The organism is Arenibacter sp. 6A1, assembly GCF_012272855.1.
In the GTDB taxonomy this organism is placed as follows: domain Bacteria; phylum Bacteroidota; class Bacteroidia; order Flavobacteriales; family Flavobacteriaceae; genus Arenibacter.
Genome location: NZ_JAAXCQ010000026.1, coordinates 18,649 through 34,115, shown reverse-complemented (window position 1 = coordinate 34,115; position 15,467 = coordinate 18,649). Strand labels below are relative to the sequence as shown.

The window sequence follows — 15,467 nt, the reverse complement described above, 5'->3', positions numbered from 1 at the left end:
TATAGGCCCTAAAAAGACCTTTCCATAAAATACAGAAAAATTATTTCTAAAAAATGGCTATTAGCTACTCAACAACCTCACAATAAGCCTCATCTAGCACTTTCATGGCTTCTTCCATTTCCTGCTGATTAAAATGTGCAAACCCCAGCCTTAGAGCGGTTATCGATCGATTTTGATAGAGGCAAATACTTGGAATAAAGAGTCCTTTTTCTCCTGCTTTTTTTTGCAATTGCGTCAAAGAAAATGAGGTATTAAACCGAATCCAAAAAGCTAAACCAGCTTGCGGAATATTAAAAATAATATTGTTCTTAAAATGCCTATTAAGTAGTTCGGCAAACATTTCTTTTCGCTCAGCGATTACTTTTTTCGACTTTCTTTGGTAACGATGAATGTCTCCTTGGTGAATGAGCTCTCTCAATGCTTTTTCCATCATAGTATCTGGTTTGCCAAAGATATTCAGGTATTTTGCTGCTTCCTGCAAAAGGTCTTTGGGAGCAATTAAAAAATTCATTTGAAAACCTGGGTGTAAAAACCGTCCGAAAGCACCAATATAAATGATGCGATTGCCGCCGTTTATTCTAAGTAGCGATTCTTTTTTGTTTTTAATCATTGAAAATTCAAAATCCCTATCATCTTCAATTACAATGAAATTGTATGCTTCTGCCAAATCTAGCAATTGTTTTTTCCGCTTTTTGGAAAGACGAATGGTGGTGGGATATTGGCATGTGCTGTTGATATATACCAATCGTACCTCTCCGGGTTTAAAATTGTTTTGAATATAATCAATATTCATTCCGTCCGCATCTACCGGAATTGTTTTCATTTTGGCACCCGCTTGACTATAGATCATATTGGGTAAAAAGTAACTGAGCTCTTCAACTAAAACAATATCGCCAGTATTGATCAGTAAACGTGATAAAATGGAGTGAACCTGCTCCGATCCAGCTACGGGTAGTAGAAAATCCCTAGACAAATGAAAACCTCGTGTTAAATTTAGATAATAACTGAGATGGTCCCTAAAAACCAGACTGTCATCAATGGTGTTTAAGAAAGGGCCTGATTGTTTTTTTCTTCGAATTACCGAAGTGTAAAAACGAACTAGTTCCTCCGAATTAATAATGCGATAATCTGGCCTGCCATCCGTAAAATATAATTTTTCTTGTTTTTTTTCTATCGGTGTATCCAATATAAAATCTTTCCTGAAATGAAACGCTGCCTTTTCTGGAGGATGTTGAAAAGCATTGGTGTTTTGGGTTTGAGTGGGGGAAAGCTCAGGATTTCTAACGATAGAACCTATGTTTGGAAGCGTTTCTATCCACCCTTGTTCTTGTAGTTCTGACAAAGCGGCTACAATGGTCTTTCTGTGTACTTGAAGCTCTTCGGAAATTTTCCTACTGCCTGGGAGTCGGTCATCATCTTCCAAAAGGTTGCTTTTTACGGCATTAATAAATTGATACACAATTTGCATATAGATCGCCTCTTTTTTGCGACGATCTATTTTTATGAAGGAATTAAAAGGGATTGTAACCGGACTACTCATTATTTACATTTCGGACTACCAAAAATACTATTTTAATCTAAACCTTTGCCGCCAATTTTAAATACTACGGTCAAAGAGAAATTTATGAAAACCCTATTAGCGACATTAATTTTATTAGCTGCGATACCTAGCTTTTCGCAACAAAAAAATACGCTTCCCGATCCAGACTGGCAAATGCAAGAATTGGATGAAGTTATTATTCAGGGAAACCGATTGCAAACTCCTTTTACTGAGTCTACACGAGATATTCAGGTCATTACCCAAAAACAAATTCAGGCGCTTCCTGCGAAATCCCTCAACGAGGTTTTATCTTTTATAAGTGGTGTGGATATTCGGCAGCGTGGCCCGTTTGGAACGCAGACCGATATTTCTATAGATGGTGGAACTTCAGAGCAGGCTATTGTTCTGATAAACGGTGTAAAGATGATAGATTCCCAAACCGCTCACAATATGATGAATATTCCTGTTCCTTTGAGTGCCATAGATCATATTGAAGTCATTAGAGGTGCTGCAGCTCGGGTTTATGGAATTAATGCCCTTACTGGAGCTATTAATATAGTTACTAAAAAGAGCAAACTTTCAAGTGTGTCTGCCGATATTAGGGCCGGAAGTTCTTTTAAAGGTAAGGATGAAGGTGACGGTGAAGGGATTTATGCTGGCGGAGCAGCTGAGGTTACAGGAGTTTTCGGATCTGATAAGCAGAGTCAGCTTTTTTCATTGGCTCAAAGCAACTCTAACGGACAGCGCTATAATTCGGCCTCAAAGAATACGCGCCTATTTTATAGCGGAAATTATGATTTTAATGCAAACAACAGCATTCATGCAATGGCAGGCTACGCGAAAAGCCAATTTGGTGCCAACGGGTTTTATGCTGCTCCCGGCGATATTAATTCGGAAGAACATGTAACATCCTCTGTTTTTAGTCTGTCATCTAAACATACTTGGGGCGATTTTACACTTTCTCCTAGAATCAGTGATCGCTATGGGGAAGATGACTACCGTTATTTCAAAGATGATTTAAGTAGAGGACGGTCTAAACATTATACTAACGCCTTGATGCTTGAATTGAATAGTAGCCTCAAAACAGGAATAGGAACTTTTGGTTTTGGTTTGGAGTCCCGATTAGAAGAAATCAACAGTTCTAATATAGGAGAACACCAGCGCGATAATCACGGTGTATATGCAGAATTTAAAAGCAATCTAAGTGAAAAACTAAGAGGGACTATTGGGTTATATGGCAACTATAATACGGATTATGGCTATCAGATGTATCCAGGGTTAGAATTGGCTTACCTTATCAATCACCACTGGAAATTTTCTGCGAGTATCGGTTCTGGTCAGCGCATCCCTTCGTTCACGGATTTGTACCTTGATCAGCGACCTGGGAATATTGGAAATGCATTGCTTCAACCCGAAAACGCATGGAACTATGAGGGGAATATTCAGTACCAAAATGGAAACCTACAGTTGAAAACAGGTTATTTTTACCGCCAGATTTCTGAATTTATCGATTGGGTAAGAGAGGATGCCTCAACACCTTATTCTCCAATTAATTTTGGAAAAAATACTATGCAAGGAATTTACGGCAGAATGCAGCAGGATTTTGAATTGCCAGGAAAGCAATCCTTTGGATATCAGGTGAGTTATAATTATTTGAGCCCTTCCATTGAGACTTCAACGGAAATTCAATCGAAATATATTTTAGAATCTTTGAAACATCAGTTAGTGGCAGGTGTTCATTATCGTATCAACGACTTTTCATTTCAAATTAAAAACAGATGGTTACAGCGAGAACTTGCCAATGCCTATAACGTTGCCGATGTTCGCCTAAATTACAAAGTTCAAAACTTCCTTTTATACACGGAGATAACGAACCTATTCAATGCCACGTATAAAGAAGCGGGTGCCGTTCCTATGCCCACACGTTGGTTTGGATTGGGCCTTAAATATCAATGGGGACAGGGGTAAAGATGGGGTTATACTAATTGTAGAACTAACAGAATACTTATAAGGATAGGAAACAATGGGTGTTGCCTTAAAATGGACACGAGATGAAGTAGTGGCATTATAGTATAAACCGATGATGGAAATACTTTAAGAAGCTGCCACCGTTTATAGGCAACATCACAACCCCAATAGAGTTCAAGTACCGAGTTTGTGGTCAACATAAAAACAAGTGGTTGCCTCGTAGGTTGTTCTTATGGTCTTCAGGCTGCAAGCTATCATACAATTGTGCACGAAGAGGGTTTGATAGGGATTGGTCAAGTCATCCCCAAAGGGTAACAAGCAATGGCCACTGGCAGTTCTGGAAATTGTTTGGGGGCCGCCTGGCGCAACCTTAAAGACGGACCAGAATTTGATCGGGTTTTGGAAATGGTGCATTCGCTCAATAAAATGGCTGTTGAAGTGTGTTGCTCTTTGAAATGATTACAAAAAAACAGGCAAAGCGCCTTTCAAAAGCAGGACTATAGGGTTACAATCATACGATCGACTAATCGGCTATCACTTCGGTTAAAAAGACCTATACAACTATATCTTTAGATTTTTCGTAACTACAGCAATAACAGGAGTCAGCCTCAACAGTTGAGGCTGTATTTTATGTGCCTCCTTCTTTTATAAGAGGTTCCTTGTTCCGCTTTTAAACCATCTCGCTTCCCTACACCTCATTTCGCTGTTGTTTGCATGGAACTTCCCTGATTTTTTTCATTGCTTATTGTTGCTTCTAACCCGTGTTAGGGATCGCAGCGGCATCCCCGCAGCGAAGCAAGGGATACAGCGGAGAGCCCGCCCGACATAGGAGGGAACGCCCAAAAAATATGCGTAACGCTATATATTTACAGTAGGCTAGGAGGTCTTCTCTTGGTATTCGAAAAAACTAAACACACTGCCACCATACCTTCTTTGGTAGGTGAAATGATCTAATACGGAAAGGTCTGTGTGCTTTGGGTGCTCAATAATTAAGACACCGTTTTTTAATAGAAGATCTTTTTCAAAAACCATCTTTGGTATTTGGGAAAATTCTTCAAAGCTTAAATCGTACGGAGGGTCGGCAAAAATAATATGTGCCTTAATAGGATTGTGAAGAAGATATTGGAAGACATCGCTTTTTATAGTAGAAATAGTAAACTCTAATTCCTTGGCGGTGTCGGTAATATATTTTATACATCCTGCATCGGCATCAACGCAGGTAATTTGTTCGGTACCCCTGGAGGCAAACTCATAGCTTATGTTTCCTGTGCCTGCAAAGAGGTCCAAAAGACTGAGGTCCGTGAAATAATATTCATTGTTTAGAATGTTGAATAGGGCTTCTTTAGCCATATCAGTGGTAGGACGTACAGGTAGTTTTTTGGGTGCCGTAAGTCTTCTTCCTTTGTGTTTTCCGGATATAATGCGCATTAAAGGGCGTTTAGTACTGTGAAATCGATACTGTCTTTTCCTAGATCCCCAAAATGATATATGCCACTATTTGAGGGGATGAAAATAGAAATATCTTTAATAAATTGATAGCAGAGATTGTAGTGGTCGTCTCCTTCTTCTATACTTCCAAAAAGTTTGACCTTGGTGGTTTGGGGGTCTAATTTCAATTGTTCTAAAGTAAAGAGGATATAATAAATAAAATCTTCCTTGGTATTGAAATTAAAATTATTGTAAAGGAGTAATTTCTTTTGAGAAATTACCGTGATGTCCATATTTCCTTCAAATAGATGTACGTAGCACACGGGGTCATTGCTATTGTGGTGACTGTTTAATAAGGTTTGTATTAATACAGTGCCGTGGTGCATAAATTCGAAAGAGCCAAAAAGATCGTATATGTAATTGTTGATATTTACAAAGGGCACATATACATTAACGATGTCAAAATTATTGATTTCATCGTAATCGAGATGGTCGTTGGCTAGGATTTTAGCGTTGAATTTTAAATAATTCGCTAACTCATCTTTGTTAAAAAGGGTTTTTGGTACTAAACTAAACAAGTTGTTGCGGTGTATAACGACCACTTCGGAGAACTTTGCTTCGGCCACCTTATGGGTTTCAAAAAGTTCCTTTATTTCTTTATGAACCGCATAGGGGGTCAGTTCGTTTTTAAAGGTGACACTTTGTGAGGCAATAATAGTATTGGAAAGTGTCTCCAGTACACAAAAATAAAGTCCATTCAAGCTAACTTGAATGGACAATTTATGAAATTCTGATTTAGAATTTTCTAAAATACTATTTATCGCTTTTCTTGTCATAGATAGAAGGCCAGTTTCCACTGGTACTTACCTCGGTCAATGATCCTACTTTAATAGTGTTTCCGTTAACCTCGTCAACATTAACTTGACTGTTCTCTTTAACTAATAAAGATTTTGGTTGATCGTGTAATACAACCTCCTTGTTAACTTTTGCTTCAAAAACAGGAGCTTTGTACCCGCTTTTCTCAATAATAGCGGACTTCATCTCAAATTTCTCATTGTTTGCTGCATAAGGAACATTCATCATGGTCTTATAGCGAGTATCCTTTTTGAATAAAGAATCCTTTACGGAAACATATCCTAAAGTGTCAACGATTTTAAATTCTTTCAACATGTCAATACCATAAGTCTTGTCGAACTCTAAGTATGAAGTATCTCTTTGTTGTGTAATAGTGTATTTTCCGGTATCTACGAAGCTTATTAATGCATCAAAATCCTTGGCATATCTTCCGTTTACGGTCTTATAGGCTTCTTGGGAGTTTCTGATGTCCTTTAAGTTTGCTATTACTTTGGCATAGCGCTCTTGTTTAACCTTCTTAAATTCGATAGGGCCGTTGACAGAATTATAAATCATGTATCCTAAACCAATACAAGCCAACCAAAGAAAAATTTGAATAATGGTCTTCATTTTATTATGTGTTAAATATATTTAGTGGTTATGACAAATCTACAATTTTTTTTTAATCGCAAAAGTATTTGGCCTTAAAAATCCTGATTATCTTTGATGACTTATGGATCCAATTACTGATACAAGTTTTTTTAGAATATTAAAAGAGAAATTCCCACACGACCCTACCATGAAGCAAGTAGTTGCCTTGCAGCAACTTGCTACTTTTATTCTGTCAAAAGAGAAGGATTCGGTCTTTATGTTAAAGGGGTTTGCCGGGACTGGGAAAACGACCATCATCGGCGCCGTGGTTACCAACTTGTGGAAAACCACCATGAAAGCTGTTTTAATGGCCCCTACCGGGAGGGCGGCGAAGGTAATGTCCAATTACTCAGCGACTCAGGCTTTTACTATTCATAGGAAGATCTATTTTCCAAAGAAGCAGAGCGGGGGTGGCATTCAGTTTGTATTGGCTCCCAATAAGCATAGAAATACCATTTTTATCGTAGATGAAGCTTCTATGATCTCCGATGCGCCTGCAGAATCTAAGCTATTGGACAATGGTTCTTTATTGGACGATTTGTTGATGTTTGTTTATGCTGGGCATAATTGTAAGCTTATCCTAATAGGGGATACGGCCCAGTTACCCCCTGTACATTTAGATATTAGTCCGGCCTTAGATGAAAACCAACTTTCCTTACATTATAATAAGGAAGTGATAAAATTAGAATTGGATGAAGTGGTCCGCCAGGCCGAAACTTCCGGAATACTCTTTAATGCTACTAATTTACGGGAGCAGTTGCAAAGCGAGTATTTTGACGATTTTAAATTTGACGTTGGTCCTTTTAAGGATATAGTGCGTTTAATAGACGGTACCGAAATCCAAGAAGCGATAGACGATTCGTATTCACAGCACGGCAAAGAAGAGACCGCTATTATTGTACGCTCTAATAAAAGAGCTAATTTGTACAATGAGAATATCCGTAAAAGGATTTTGTACCTAGAACACGAATTGGCTGTGGGCGACTTTATGATGGTCGTTAAAAACAACTACTTTTGGTTAAAGGCTACCTCCGAAGCAGGCTTCATTGCCAATGGAGATATTATAGAGGTACTGGAGATTTTTGCCATCAAGGAGCTATATGGTTTTAAATTTGCCGAAGTAAAGGTGAAGCTGGTCGATTATCCCAATCAGCAGCCTTTTGAAACCGTTTTGCTGCTCGATACCATTATGGCCGAAACACCGTCGTTGTCCTACGAAGATGGGAATAGACTATACCAAGAAGTTATTAAAGACTACGCGGATGAAACTTCCAAATACAAAAGGTTTATGGGAGTAAAGAACAATAACTACTTTAATGCCCTACAAGTAAAATTTTCCTATGCCATTACCTGTCACAAATCTCAGGGGGGACAATGGGAAACTGTATTTGTAGAACAGCCATATTTGCCTAACGGGGTAGATAAGGAGTACCTGCGTTGGTTGTATACTGCCGTGACCAGGGCCAAAAACAAATTGTACCTTATTGGATTTAAGGACGATTTTTTTGTTGATGGGGAATAGTTTAATTTAGCATAAAACATAGGGAGTATGACTTCGGAGACTGTCATAAGTATATTTTTAGGGGTGGGACTTGCAGCTTCTGTAGGCTTTAGAGTTTTTTTGCCCCTCTTTGCTTTGAGTCTCGCTGCTTATTTTAACCTTTGGGAGCTTAATGAAAACTGGCAATGGATTGGTAGTATAACGGCTATCATTACGCTTGGGGTAGCCACACTTTTAGAGGTGTTTGCATACTTCATTCCGTGGGTAGACAACCTATTGGACAGTGTTGCCATACCCTTGGCGGCAATTGCCGGAACAGCGGTGATGGTTTCTACCATCGCAAATATGGATCCTATGGTTACATGGGGATTGGCGATTATCGCAGGAGGTGGTACGGCAAGTGCCATTAAAGGGGCCTCGGCGACCGGGAGGTTGGCCTCCACAGCTACTACGGGAGGTTTGGCAAATCCGGTTATAGGATTGGTGGAAACAGGAACCGCGGCAGTGGTGACAACAGCTTCTATTTTTGCACCCTTAATAGCCATGTTTCTGGTCGTTATAATTTTAGCATTCATTTTTAGTATATATAGAAAACTAAGGCCTAAGACCTAGGGCTTGTACATAAACCTTAATAATAAATAATTTTCTAGTGAAAATCATAGCAATGATACCGGCCCGATATGCCGCATCCAGATTTCCTGCAAAACTTATGCAGGATTTAGTAGGGAAACCTGTAATTCTGAGAACCTACGAGGCAGCTGTAAATACAGGCCTTTTTCAGGAAGTATACGTGGTTACCGATAGTACCATTATATACGATACCATTGTTGCTAATGGCGGAAAAGCCATTATGAGCAAAAAAGAACACGAATGTGGGAGTGATAGGATTGCCGAAGCGGTGGCCGCTATGGACGTAGATATAATAGTAAACGTTCAGGGAGACGAGCCTTTTACCGATAGGAAAAGTTTGGCTGGGGTGATCGAAGTTTTTAAAGATGATCCCGACAAGGTCATAGACCTGGCATCCCTGATGACCAAAATCACCGATTGGGAAGAGATTAATAACCCTAATACGGTAAAGGTCATTGTAGATAACCAGAGTTTTGCGCTGTATTTTTCTCGCTCTCCGATTCCATATCCCAGAGATAAAAATGTAGCCACAACTTACTTTAAACACAAAGGGATCTATGCTTTTAGGAAAAGTGCTTTGATGGATTTTCAAAAATTGCCCATGTTGATGTTAGAGGCCACTGAAAAAATAGAGGCCATTCGGTATTTAGAATACGGAAAGAAAATTAAAATGGTAGAGACTAATGTAACAGGTATAGAAATAGATACTCCCGAGGATTTGGAAAAAGCCATCAAAGTATGGAAATAGATTATAGCAATATAAAGGTGATAGGTTTTGATGCCGATGATACGCTATGGGTAAACGAAACCTATTTTAGAGACACCGAAGAGAAGTTTGCTAACTTGTTGGACCAATACGAGACCAAGAATCAGATTGACCAAGAGCTCTTTAAAACAGAAATAAAAAATCTGGAAATATATGGCTATGGTATCAAGGGGTTTATGCTCTCTATGATAGAGTCGGCCTTGGATTTATCCAATAATAAAGTTTCACAAACAACGATTCAAGAAATATTGAATCTTGGAAAAGAAATGTTGTCCCATCCGGTAGAATTGTTAGATGGGGTCGAAGAAGTTTTACTAGCTTTAAAAGATAAATATCGTTTGATCGTATTGACCAAAGGAGATTTGTTGGATCAAGAACGGAAATTGGAAAAATCGGGCTTGTCTAGTTATTTTCATCATGTAGAGGTATTGAGTGATAAAAAGGAGGATAATTATAAGAACCTACTAGAGCATTTAGGGATTCCGAGTGACGAATTTTTAATGATCGGGAATTCTTTAAAATCAGATGTTTTGCCTTTGCTTAATATTGGGGCGAAAGCGGTACATATTCCGTTTCATACCACCTGGCAACATGAGGAAGTCAGACAAGAAGATCATGACAACAGCCATCAGACCTTAAATGTCATTACAGACATATTAAAATATCTAAAATAGATCTATGGAATCATTTAAAAATAGTGCTCCTGCCGTGAGTCCAGTTGTGAAAACAAAAAAACATAGAAATTTCCCTATGGTGCCAAGAGTGGTTTTTGGTACAGGAAGTTTTGACCAGCTTGGAGAAATATTAATGCCCAAAAGGGTGAATTCGGAGGCACCGGTGATTTTCTTGGTCGATGATGTTTTTGAAGGGACCCCCTTAAGCACTAGGATTCCCGCTATTTTTAATGACCAAATTATATTTATATCCTCGGAAGAGGAGCCCAAGACGGACCAGGTAGATGCTTTGGTGCAAAAAATAAAACTCGACTTTGATGCGCTTCCCTCTGGAATTGTAGGTATTGGTGGTGGTACTTTATTAGATCTTGCAAAGGCAGTGGCTATAATGCTCACCAATAAAGGGTCGGCTTCTGCCTATCAAGGGTGGGATTTGGTGCAAAAGCCTGCGATATACCATGTGGGGATCCCTACGATCAGTGGTACTGGGGCAGAGGTTTCCAGGACTACCGTACTGTTGGGACCTGAAAGAAAATTGGGGATTAATTCAGATTTCACCCCTTTTGATCAGGTGGTCTTAGATCCCGATTTAACACAAGGCGTACCTAAGGAACAGTGGTTTTATACCGGGATGGACTGTTTTATCCATTGTATAGAATCCTTAAATGGGACTTTTTTAAATGCATTTAGTGAAAGTTATGGAGAAAAGGCGCTCGACCTATGTAAGCAAGTGTATTTATCCGATTTAGAAGCATCAGATGCCAGGGATAAACTAATGATGGCATCGTGGCACGGGGGTATGAGTATTGCTTATTCTCAGGTAGGGGTGGCCCATGCTATGAGTTATGGGTTATCGTACGTATTAGGTGTGCGGCACGGAATTGGGAATTGTTTGGTGTTTCAATATTTAGAGGAGTTTTATCCCGATGGCGTAGCTGTTTTTAAGGAAATGATTCAGAAACATCAAATTGTCTTACCAAAAGGAATCTGTAGTCACTTAACAGATGCCCAGTTCGATGTTATGATAAAAGTAGCCTTAAGTCTAGAACCATTGTGGGAGAATGCTATTGGAAAGGATTGGAAAAAGGTGATAACAGCCGAGAAATTAAAAAATATTTATCAAAAAATATAACATCACTAAGGATCTTCTTGGCGGTATTCAAAAGGTAATGCCTATAGAGAAGGTTTTGTTTCATTCAAAAAATAACAGCGTATGCAGACCCTTGCAAAATGGATTTATTTTAAACTCTTGGGATGGAAACTTACAGGCGGACTTCATGAGGTAGATAAGTGTGTCATCATTGTAGTACCCCATACAAGCTGGCACGATTTTTTTTTAGGGCTTTTGGTGCGCAGGGTTATGGATGAGGAAATTAATTATATCGGAAAAAAGAGTTTGTTTAAACCGCCTTTTGGCTGGTATTTCCGCTGGATGGGTGGTGTACCCATAGACAGAAGTAAAAATAATGATACGGTAAAGGCCACGGCAGCCGTGTTTCAGGCGAGACAAAAATTTCGATTGGCCCTTTCTCCTGAAGGTACCCGTAAAAAGGTAACAGCATGGAAAACCGGATTTTATTATATCGCCAAAATGGCGGAAGTACCTATAGTATTGGTAGCCTTTGACTATGGAAAGAAGGAAATAAAAATTTCGGAACCCCAGTATCCGACAGCCGATAAGGAAGCCGATTTTATAAAGTATAAAAGCTTTTTTAAAGGAGTTAAAGGCAAGGTGCCAGCATTAAGTTTCACGGTAGATTAAATTAAAAAGGGCTATTGAAATTTCAATAGCCCTTTTTAATTATTCTTGCATGGTGTGATATACGTTCTGTACATCATCGTCCTCTTCTATCTTTTCCAATAGCTTCTCAACATCTGCTGCTTGTTCTTCGGTCAGTTGTTTGGTGATTTGAGGAATTCTTTCAAATCCCGAGGAAAGGATTTCCAATCCTCTAGATTCCAATTCCTTTTGGATAGCACCAAAGCTTTCAAAGGGAGCATAGATCATAACGCCATCGTCATCGGCAAAAACCTCTTCAGCACCAAAGTCAATCATTTCCAATTCTAGCTCCTCAGGATCTAGACCTTCCCCGTTGATACGGAAATTACAGGTGTGGTCAAATAAAAACTCTACCGAACCAGAGGTCCCTAGGCTACCATTACATTTATTAAAGTAACTGCGAACATTAGCAACGGTTCTAGTGTTGTTGTCGGTTGCGGTTTCTACTAAAATAGCAATACCATGGGGGGCATAACCTTCGAACAAAACTTCTTTATAATCCCCAAGATTTTTATCGCTCGCTCTTTTAATAGCTCTTTCGATATTATCCTTAGGCATGTTGACAGCCTTGGCATTTTGAATAACAGCCCTTAGCCTAGAATTCGAGTCCGGATCAGGACCACTTTCTTTAACGGCCATGACAATATCTTTACCAATACGGGTAAAGGCTTTGGACATTGCCGACCATCTTTTCATTTTACGCGCTTTTCTAAATTCAAAAGCTCTTCCCATTTGTTAGTATATTAGAGTGATTTGGAACAAAATTAATAATTTTTATCACCGTCACAAGAAGTTAGCTTATTCACTTACAATTATTTCTTCTATTCGGTGTGCAAGTTTAAAGTCCTTTTCCGTTACCCCATTGGTGTCGTGGGTAGATAATCGTATATGTAAAGTGTTATAAACATTACTCCAGTCCGGGTGATGGTTTAATGCTTCGCATTCAAAGGCGATGCGGGTCATTACAGAAAAAGCTTCCTTGAAATTTTTGAATTCAAAGGTGGTTTCCAAAGCAAAGTTTTCATACTCCCAACCTTCCAGGTCGGCTAATTGTTTTTCTATTTCTTGATCCGATAAATTTTTCATGGCTTATTATTTAAATTATAAATACAATATTAAGATACTACTTATTAACTAAATATGTGGTGATCGATAATATCTTGACAATGGAATTGTAGGTGATTGGGCAGGGTGTTTGTTTTAGGGAGAACAGCCAAATACCGGTCTTCATTGGTAGTAAATACTCGTTTGTAAATAGGATGATAATTGCCCATTCGTGCTACTATTTCCTTTATAAAATCTTCATGGTGAATTAAATCTATGCTTCCTAGGTGATAAATACCCGTTTTTTTATGATTTATGAGATAGTGAATTTGCTGGGTAACCTTGTCGTCATCGGTAACATTGATAATAAGGTTCGGGAAAACTTCAATGGGTTCGTTATAAGTCAACGCATTTTTTATTTCCTTTATCCTCGGCGACGCATTTCCAAAGACCATTGGCAATCTTATAATTGCCATTTTGCTGCTGGAAATCCGCAATAACATATTTTCAATCTTTATTTTAAACCTACCATAAATGCTGAGGGACAGGGTTTTGTCGTCTTCATAAGACGGATATTGGCTATAAGCATCAAAAACATTGGCAGAGGAGATAAAAAACAATTTACAGTCATTTCTTAGAATATATTCTACCATATGTTGGTGTGCCGTAATCTGAGCAGGAAAGTTTCCTCTCAGGGCCGAAATAACAATCGAAGGTTTTACCTTTTCTAATATGTCATAAATGTCGTCCTCTTCCAAGTCGTATCTAAAAAACATTTTGTTTTGCTCAAAAGTTTTTCTGGAAGAATAATATGTACCATAGGTCTCGTAATAGGAACTTAGTTCTTTGTAGATAGTATTTCCTATAAAGCCACTAGCTCCTAAAATTAGTATTCTATTCATTCAATCTGCTTCTTTTTAGCGCTTCTTTGTTCTGGGTTTTTGTAAAAGTCGTACTGCTACAAAGGTAGTTAAGAAAAATGTGGATATAAATTAATTGGCGAGAGTACTGTTGGTATTCAATTGTACGTTTTTGCAAATTATCATATCGTTGGTATCATGTATGGGGTAGAAATTGGGGGTCATATAAAAAAGAAAAGGAAGTACTGCACAAACCAAGATAAATTTGTGCGGTACTTCCTTTAGCATTCCTTTAATTTTTTATTAAGCCTTGTAAAAGGGCGGTTTTACGATGGTAGCCTGAAGGGCTTTTTTTCTAACTTGGATATAGATTTTAGTACCTAATTCTGCTATTTCCACAGGAACGTATCCTAAACCAATTCCTTTTCCTAAGGAAGGGGACATGGTTCCGGAAGTAACGATTCCGATAGTATTACCTTCGGCATCTACAATATCGTAATCGTGTCTTGGAATACCTTTTTCGTCCAATTCAAAAGCAATTAATTTTCGCTTAGGGCCCTCTTTTTTCTCTTTTGCAAGTGCCTCGCTGTTTACAAAATCCTTGGTGAATTTAGTAATCCATCCCAGGCCAGCCTCTAAAGGAGAAGTCGTATCGCTAATATCATTACCGTAAAGGCAGTACCCCATTTCTAATCGCAGGGTATCCCTTGCGGCTAAGCCAATAGGTTTTATGTCAAAAGAAGCACCGGCCTCAAAAACCTTATCCCAGACCTGCTGTACATCCTCGTTTTTGCAGTAAATTTCAAATCCTCCAGAACCGGTATATCCGGTGGCCGAAATAATTACATTATCGATACCTGCAAAGTCGGCTACCTCAAAGGAGTAAAATTTAATGGTCGCTAGGTCAATAGAAGTCAAGGACTGCATCGCTTCCACAGCCTTAGGACCTTGAATCGCCAAAAGGGAATATTCGTCAGAAATATTGCGCATTTCTGCACCAAATTCTTCGTTGTATTTGCTAATATGAGCCCAGTCTTTATCAATGTTAGAAGCATTTACAACTAACAAATACTGGTCTTCCTTCATTTTGTAGATGATTAAATCGTCTACAACACCGCCTGTTTCATTCGGTAGACAGCTGTATTGTGCCTTGCCAATAGCCATTTTAGAGGCGTCGTTAGAAGATACCTTCTGAATTAAATCTAGGGCCTTAGGGCCAGAAATTAAAAATTCCCCCATATGGGAAACATCAAAAACGCCAACACCCTTACGTACGGTTTCATGTTCTATATTAATGCCTTCATAAGAAACGGGCATATTGTATCCTGCAAAAGGTACCATCTTAGCGCCTAGGGCTTGGTGTGTATTCGTTAGTGCTGTGTTTTTCATTTCAATGGATTAAGCGGTAAAAATATCGAAAATTAATCGATGTGTAAAAATCATTCCACCTTGTTTTGTAAAATTTATATTTTTAAAGGTATAAAAGCTATAAACGACCATTGAGAAATAGCTTAGCTGATGGTGTTGTGATTTGGGCGTTCCCTCCTTCGTCGGGCGGGCCCTTGTCTATATCCCTTGCTCCGCTGCGGGGATGCCGCCGCGGTCCCTAACGCGAAATACAGAACAAATTAAACACTGGGTTAGGGGGCTAACAAGTATCTCTAAATTGAACAAAATTTCTATGGCGCTACAATATATGCTGGGGGCCGATATCGTGGAAGGAAAGGATATAAAAAAAAGCAAGCCCCCTATAAACACAGTATGTTTTTAGGGGGCTTGGCAGTCCCGATG

The 15,467-nt window shown here is 38.9% G+C and carries 15 protein-coding genes; 7 read left to right on the top strand and 8 right to left on the bottom strand.

What is annotated here, in order from left to right; genetic code table 11:
* Positions 1-64: 64 nt before the first annotated feature.
* Positions 65-1,468, bottom strand: coding sequence for a PLP-dependent aminotransferase family protein (locus HCG49_RS17485; RefSeq protein WP_168470790.1), 1,404 nt, complete (start codon positions 1,466-1,468; stop codon positions 65-67).
* Positions 1,469-1,624: 156 nt separating this feature from the next.
* On the opposite strand from HCG49_RS17485, the gene HCG49_RS17480 reads away from it, so the two are divergent.
* Positions 1,625-3,508, top strand: coding sequence for a TonB-dependent receptor plug domain-containing protein (locus HCG49_RS17480; RefSeq protein ID WP_168470789.1), 1,884 nt, complete (start codon positions 1,625-1,627; stop codon positions 3,506-3,508).
* Positions 3,509-4,384: 876 nt separating this feature from the next.
* Here HCG49_RS17480 and HCG49_RS17475 read toward each other — a convergent pair.
* From HCG49_RS17475 to HCG49_RS17465, 3 genes are read right to left on the bottom strand one after another with little or no spacing between them, the layout of a single operon-like run.
* Positions 4,385-4,936, bottom strand: a complete 552-nt coding sequence (locus HCG49_RS17475) for an RsmD family RNA methyltransferase (RefSeq protein ID WP_168470788.1) — start codon at positions 4,934-4,936, stop codon at positions 4,385-4,387.
* A complete protein-coding gene (locus HCG49_RS17470; RefSeq protein ID WP_168470787.1) occupies positions 4,936-5,772 on the bottom strand; it encodes a DUF3822 family protein in 837 nt (278 codons plus the stop codon). Before HCG49_RS17470 ends, HCG49_RS17475 begins: the two co-directional genes overlap by 1 nt.
* Positions 5,750-6,400 (bottom strand): hypothetical protein, encoded by a 651-nt coding sequence (locus HCG49_RS17465; protein WP_168470786.1) that lies wholly within the window; start codon positions 6,398-6,400, stop codon positions 5,750-5,752. Before HCG49_RS17465 ends, HCG49_RS17470 begins: the two co-directional genes overlap by 23 nt.
* A gap of 103 nt (positions 6,401-6,503) precedes the next feature.
* Between HCG49_RS17465 and HCG49_RS17460 the strand changes: the two genes are divergently transcribed.
* The 6 genes from HCG49_RS17460 to HCG49_RS17435 all read left to right on the top strand — a co-directional run bounded on the left by HCG49_RS17460 (position 6,504) and on the right by HCG49_RS17435 (position 11,754).
* Positions 6,504-7,943 (top strand): ATP-dependent RecD-like DNA helicase, encoded by a 1,440-nt coding sequence (locus tag HCG49_RS17460; protein WP_168470785.1) that lies wholly within the window; start codon positions 6,504-6,506, stop codon positions 7,941-7,943.
* A 27-nt stretch (positions 7,944-7,970) separates the two neighbouring features.
* On the top strand, positions 7,971-8,534 hold the full coding sequence (locus HCG49_RS17455; protein ID WP_168470784.1) for a DUF4126 domain-containing protein: 564 nt from the start codon (positions 7,971-7,973) through the stop codon (positions 8,532-8,534).
* 52 nt (positions 8,535-8,586) lie between these two features.
* Positions 8,587-9,300, top strand: coding sequence for a 3-deoxy-manno-octulosonate cytidylyltransferase (kdsB, locus tag HCG49_RS17450; RefSeq protein WP_205764434.1), 714 nt, complete (start codon positions 8,587-8,589; stop codon positions 9,298-9,300).
* Positions 9,291-9,992: an HAD family hydrolase gene (locus HCG49_RS17445; protein WP_168470782.1), complete on the top strand. Its 702-nt coding sequence runs from the start codon at positions 9,291-9,293 to the stop codon at positions 9,990-9,992. Before kdsB ends, HCG49_RS17445 begins: the two co-directional genes overlap by 10 nt.
* Before the next feature lie 4 nt (positions 9,993-9,996).
* Complete coding sequence (locus HCG49_RS17440; protein ID WP_240938728.1) at positions 9,997-11,124, top strand: iron-containing alcohol dehydrogenase family protein; 1,128 nt, start codon at positions 9,997-9,999, stop codon at positions 11,122-11,124.
* A gap of 81 nt (positions 11,125-11,205) precedes the next feature.
* Entirely contained in the window at positions 11,206-11,754 is a 549-nt protein-coding gene (locus HCG49_RS17435) for a 1-acyl-sn-glycerol-3-phosphate acyltransferase (RefSeq protein ID WP_168470781.1), read from the top strand.
* Between the two features lie 39 nt (positions 11,755-11,793).
* Here HCG49_RS17435 and HCG49_RS17430 read toward each other — a convergent pair whose 3' ends face one another.
* From HCG49_RS17430 to gcvT, 4 genes are all read right to left on the bottom strand, one after another.
* The gene (locus HCG49_RS17430; protein WP_072765677.1) at positions 11,794-12,504 is read right to left on the bottom strand and encodes a YebC/PmpR family DNA-binding transcriptional regulator; all 711 of its coding nucleotides are present in this window, start codon (positions 12,502-12,504) and stop codon (positions 11,794-11,796) included.
* A gap of 66 nt (positions 12,505-12,570) precedes the next feature.
* Positions 12,571-12,858 (bottom strand): 4a-hydroxytetrahydrobiopterin dehydratase, encoded by a 288-nt coding sequence (locus HCG49_RS17425; RefSeq protein ID WP_072765676.1) that lies wholly within the window; start codon positions 12,856-12,858, stop codon positions 12,571-12,573.
* Between the two features lie 44 nt (positions 12,859-12,902).
* Positions 12,903-13,718, bottom strand: coding sequence for a sugar nucleotide-binding protein (locus HCG49_RS17420; RefSeq protein ID WP_168470780.1), 816 nt, complete (start codon positions 13,716-13,718; stop codon positions 12,903-12,905).
* 261 nt (positions 13,719-13,979) lie between these two features.
* Positions 13,980-15,065: a glycine cleavage system aminomethyltransferase GcvT gene (gene gcvT / locus HCG49_RS17415; RefSeq protein ID WP_168470779.1), complete on the bottom strand. Its 1,086-nt coding sequence runs from the start codon at positions 15,063-15,065 to the stop codon at positions 13,980-13,982.
* Positions 15,066-15,467 lie beyond the last annotated feature (402 nt).

Excerpts from the sequence above, each read along its gene's own strand:
- HCG49_RS17420 (WP_168470780.1), bottom strand. The coding sequence starts at position 13,718 with ATGAATAGAATACTAATTTTAGGAGCTAGTGGCTTTATAGGAAATACT.
- HCG49_RS17460 (WP_168470785.1), top strand. The coding sequence starts at position 6,504 with ATGGATCCAATTACTGATACAAGTTTTTTTAGAATATTAAAAGAGAAA.
- HCG49_RS17440 (WP_240938728.1), top strand. The coding sequence starts at position 9,997 with ATGGAATCATTTAAAAATAGTGCTCCTGCCGTGAGTCCAGTTGTGAAA.
- HCG49_RS17465 (WP_168470786.1), bottom strand. The coding sequence starts at position 6,400 with ATGAAGACCATTATTCAAATTTTTCTTTGGTTGGCTTGTATTGGTTTA.
- HCG49_RS17435 (WP_168470781.1), top strand. The coding sequence starts at position 11,206 with ATGCAGACCCTTGCAAAATGGATTTATTTTAAACTCTTGGGATGGAAA.
- HCG49_RS17430 (WP_072765677.1), bottom strand. The coding sequence starts at position 12,504 with ATGGGAAGAGCTTTTGAATTTAGAAAAGCGCGTAAAATGAAAAGATGG.
- HCG49_RS17480 (WP_168470789.1), top strand. The coding sequence starts at position 1,625 with ATGAAAACCCTATTAGCGACATTAATTTTATTAGCTGCGATACCTAGC.
- kdsB (WP_205764434.1), top strand. The coding sequence starts at position 8,587 with ATGATACCGGCCCGATATGCCGCATCCAGATTTCCTGCAAAACTTATG.
- HCG49_RS17485 (WP_168470790.1), bottom strand. The coding sequence starts at position 1,468 with ATGCAAATTGTGTATCAATTTATTAATGCCGTAAAAAGCAACCTTTTG.
- HCG49_RS17475 (WP_168470788.1), bottom strand. The coding sequence starts at position 4,936 with ATGCGCATTATATCCGGAAAACACAAAGGAAGAAGACTTACGGCACCC.
- HCG49_RS17425 (WP_072765676.1), bottom strand. The coding sequence starts at position 12,858 with ATGAAAAATTTATCGGATCAAGAAATAGAAAAACAATTAGCCGACCTG.
- HCG49_RS17455 (WP_168470784.1), top strand. The coding sequence starts at position 7,971 with ATGACTTCGGAGACTGTCATAAGTATATTTTTAGGGGTGGGACTTGCA.
- HCG49_RS17445 (WP_168470782.1), top strand. The coding sequence starts at position 9,291 with ATGGAAATAGATTATAGCAATATAAAGGTGATAGGTTTTGATGCCGAT.
- HCG49_RS17470 (WP_168470787.1), bottom strand. The coding sequence starts at position 5,772 with ATGACAAGAAAAGCGATAAATAGTATTTTAGAAAATTCTAAATCAGAA.
- gcvT (WP_168470779.1), bottom strand. The coding sequence starts at position 15,065 with ATGAAAAACACAGCACTAACGAATACACACCAAGCCCTAGGCGCTAAG.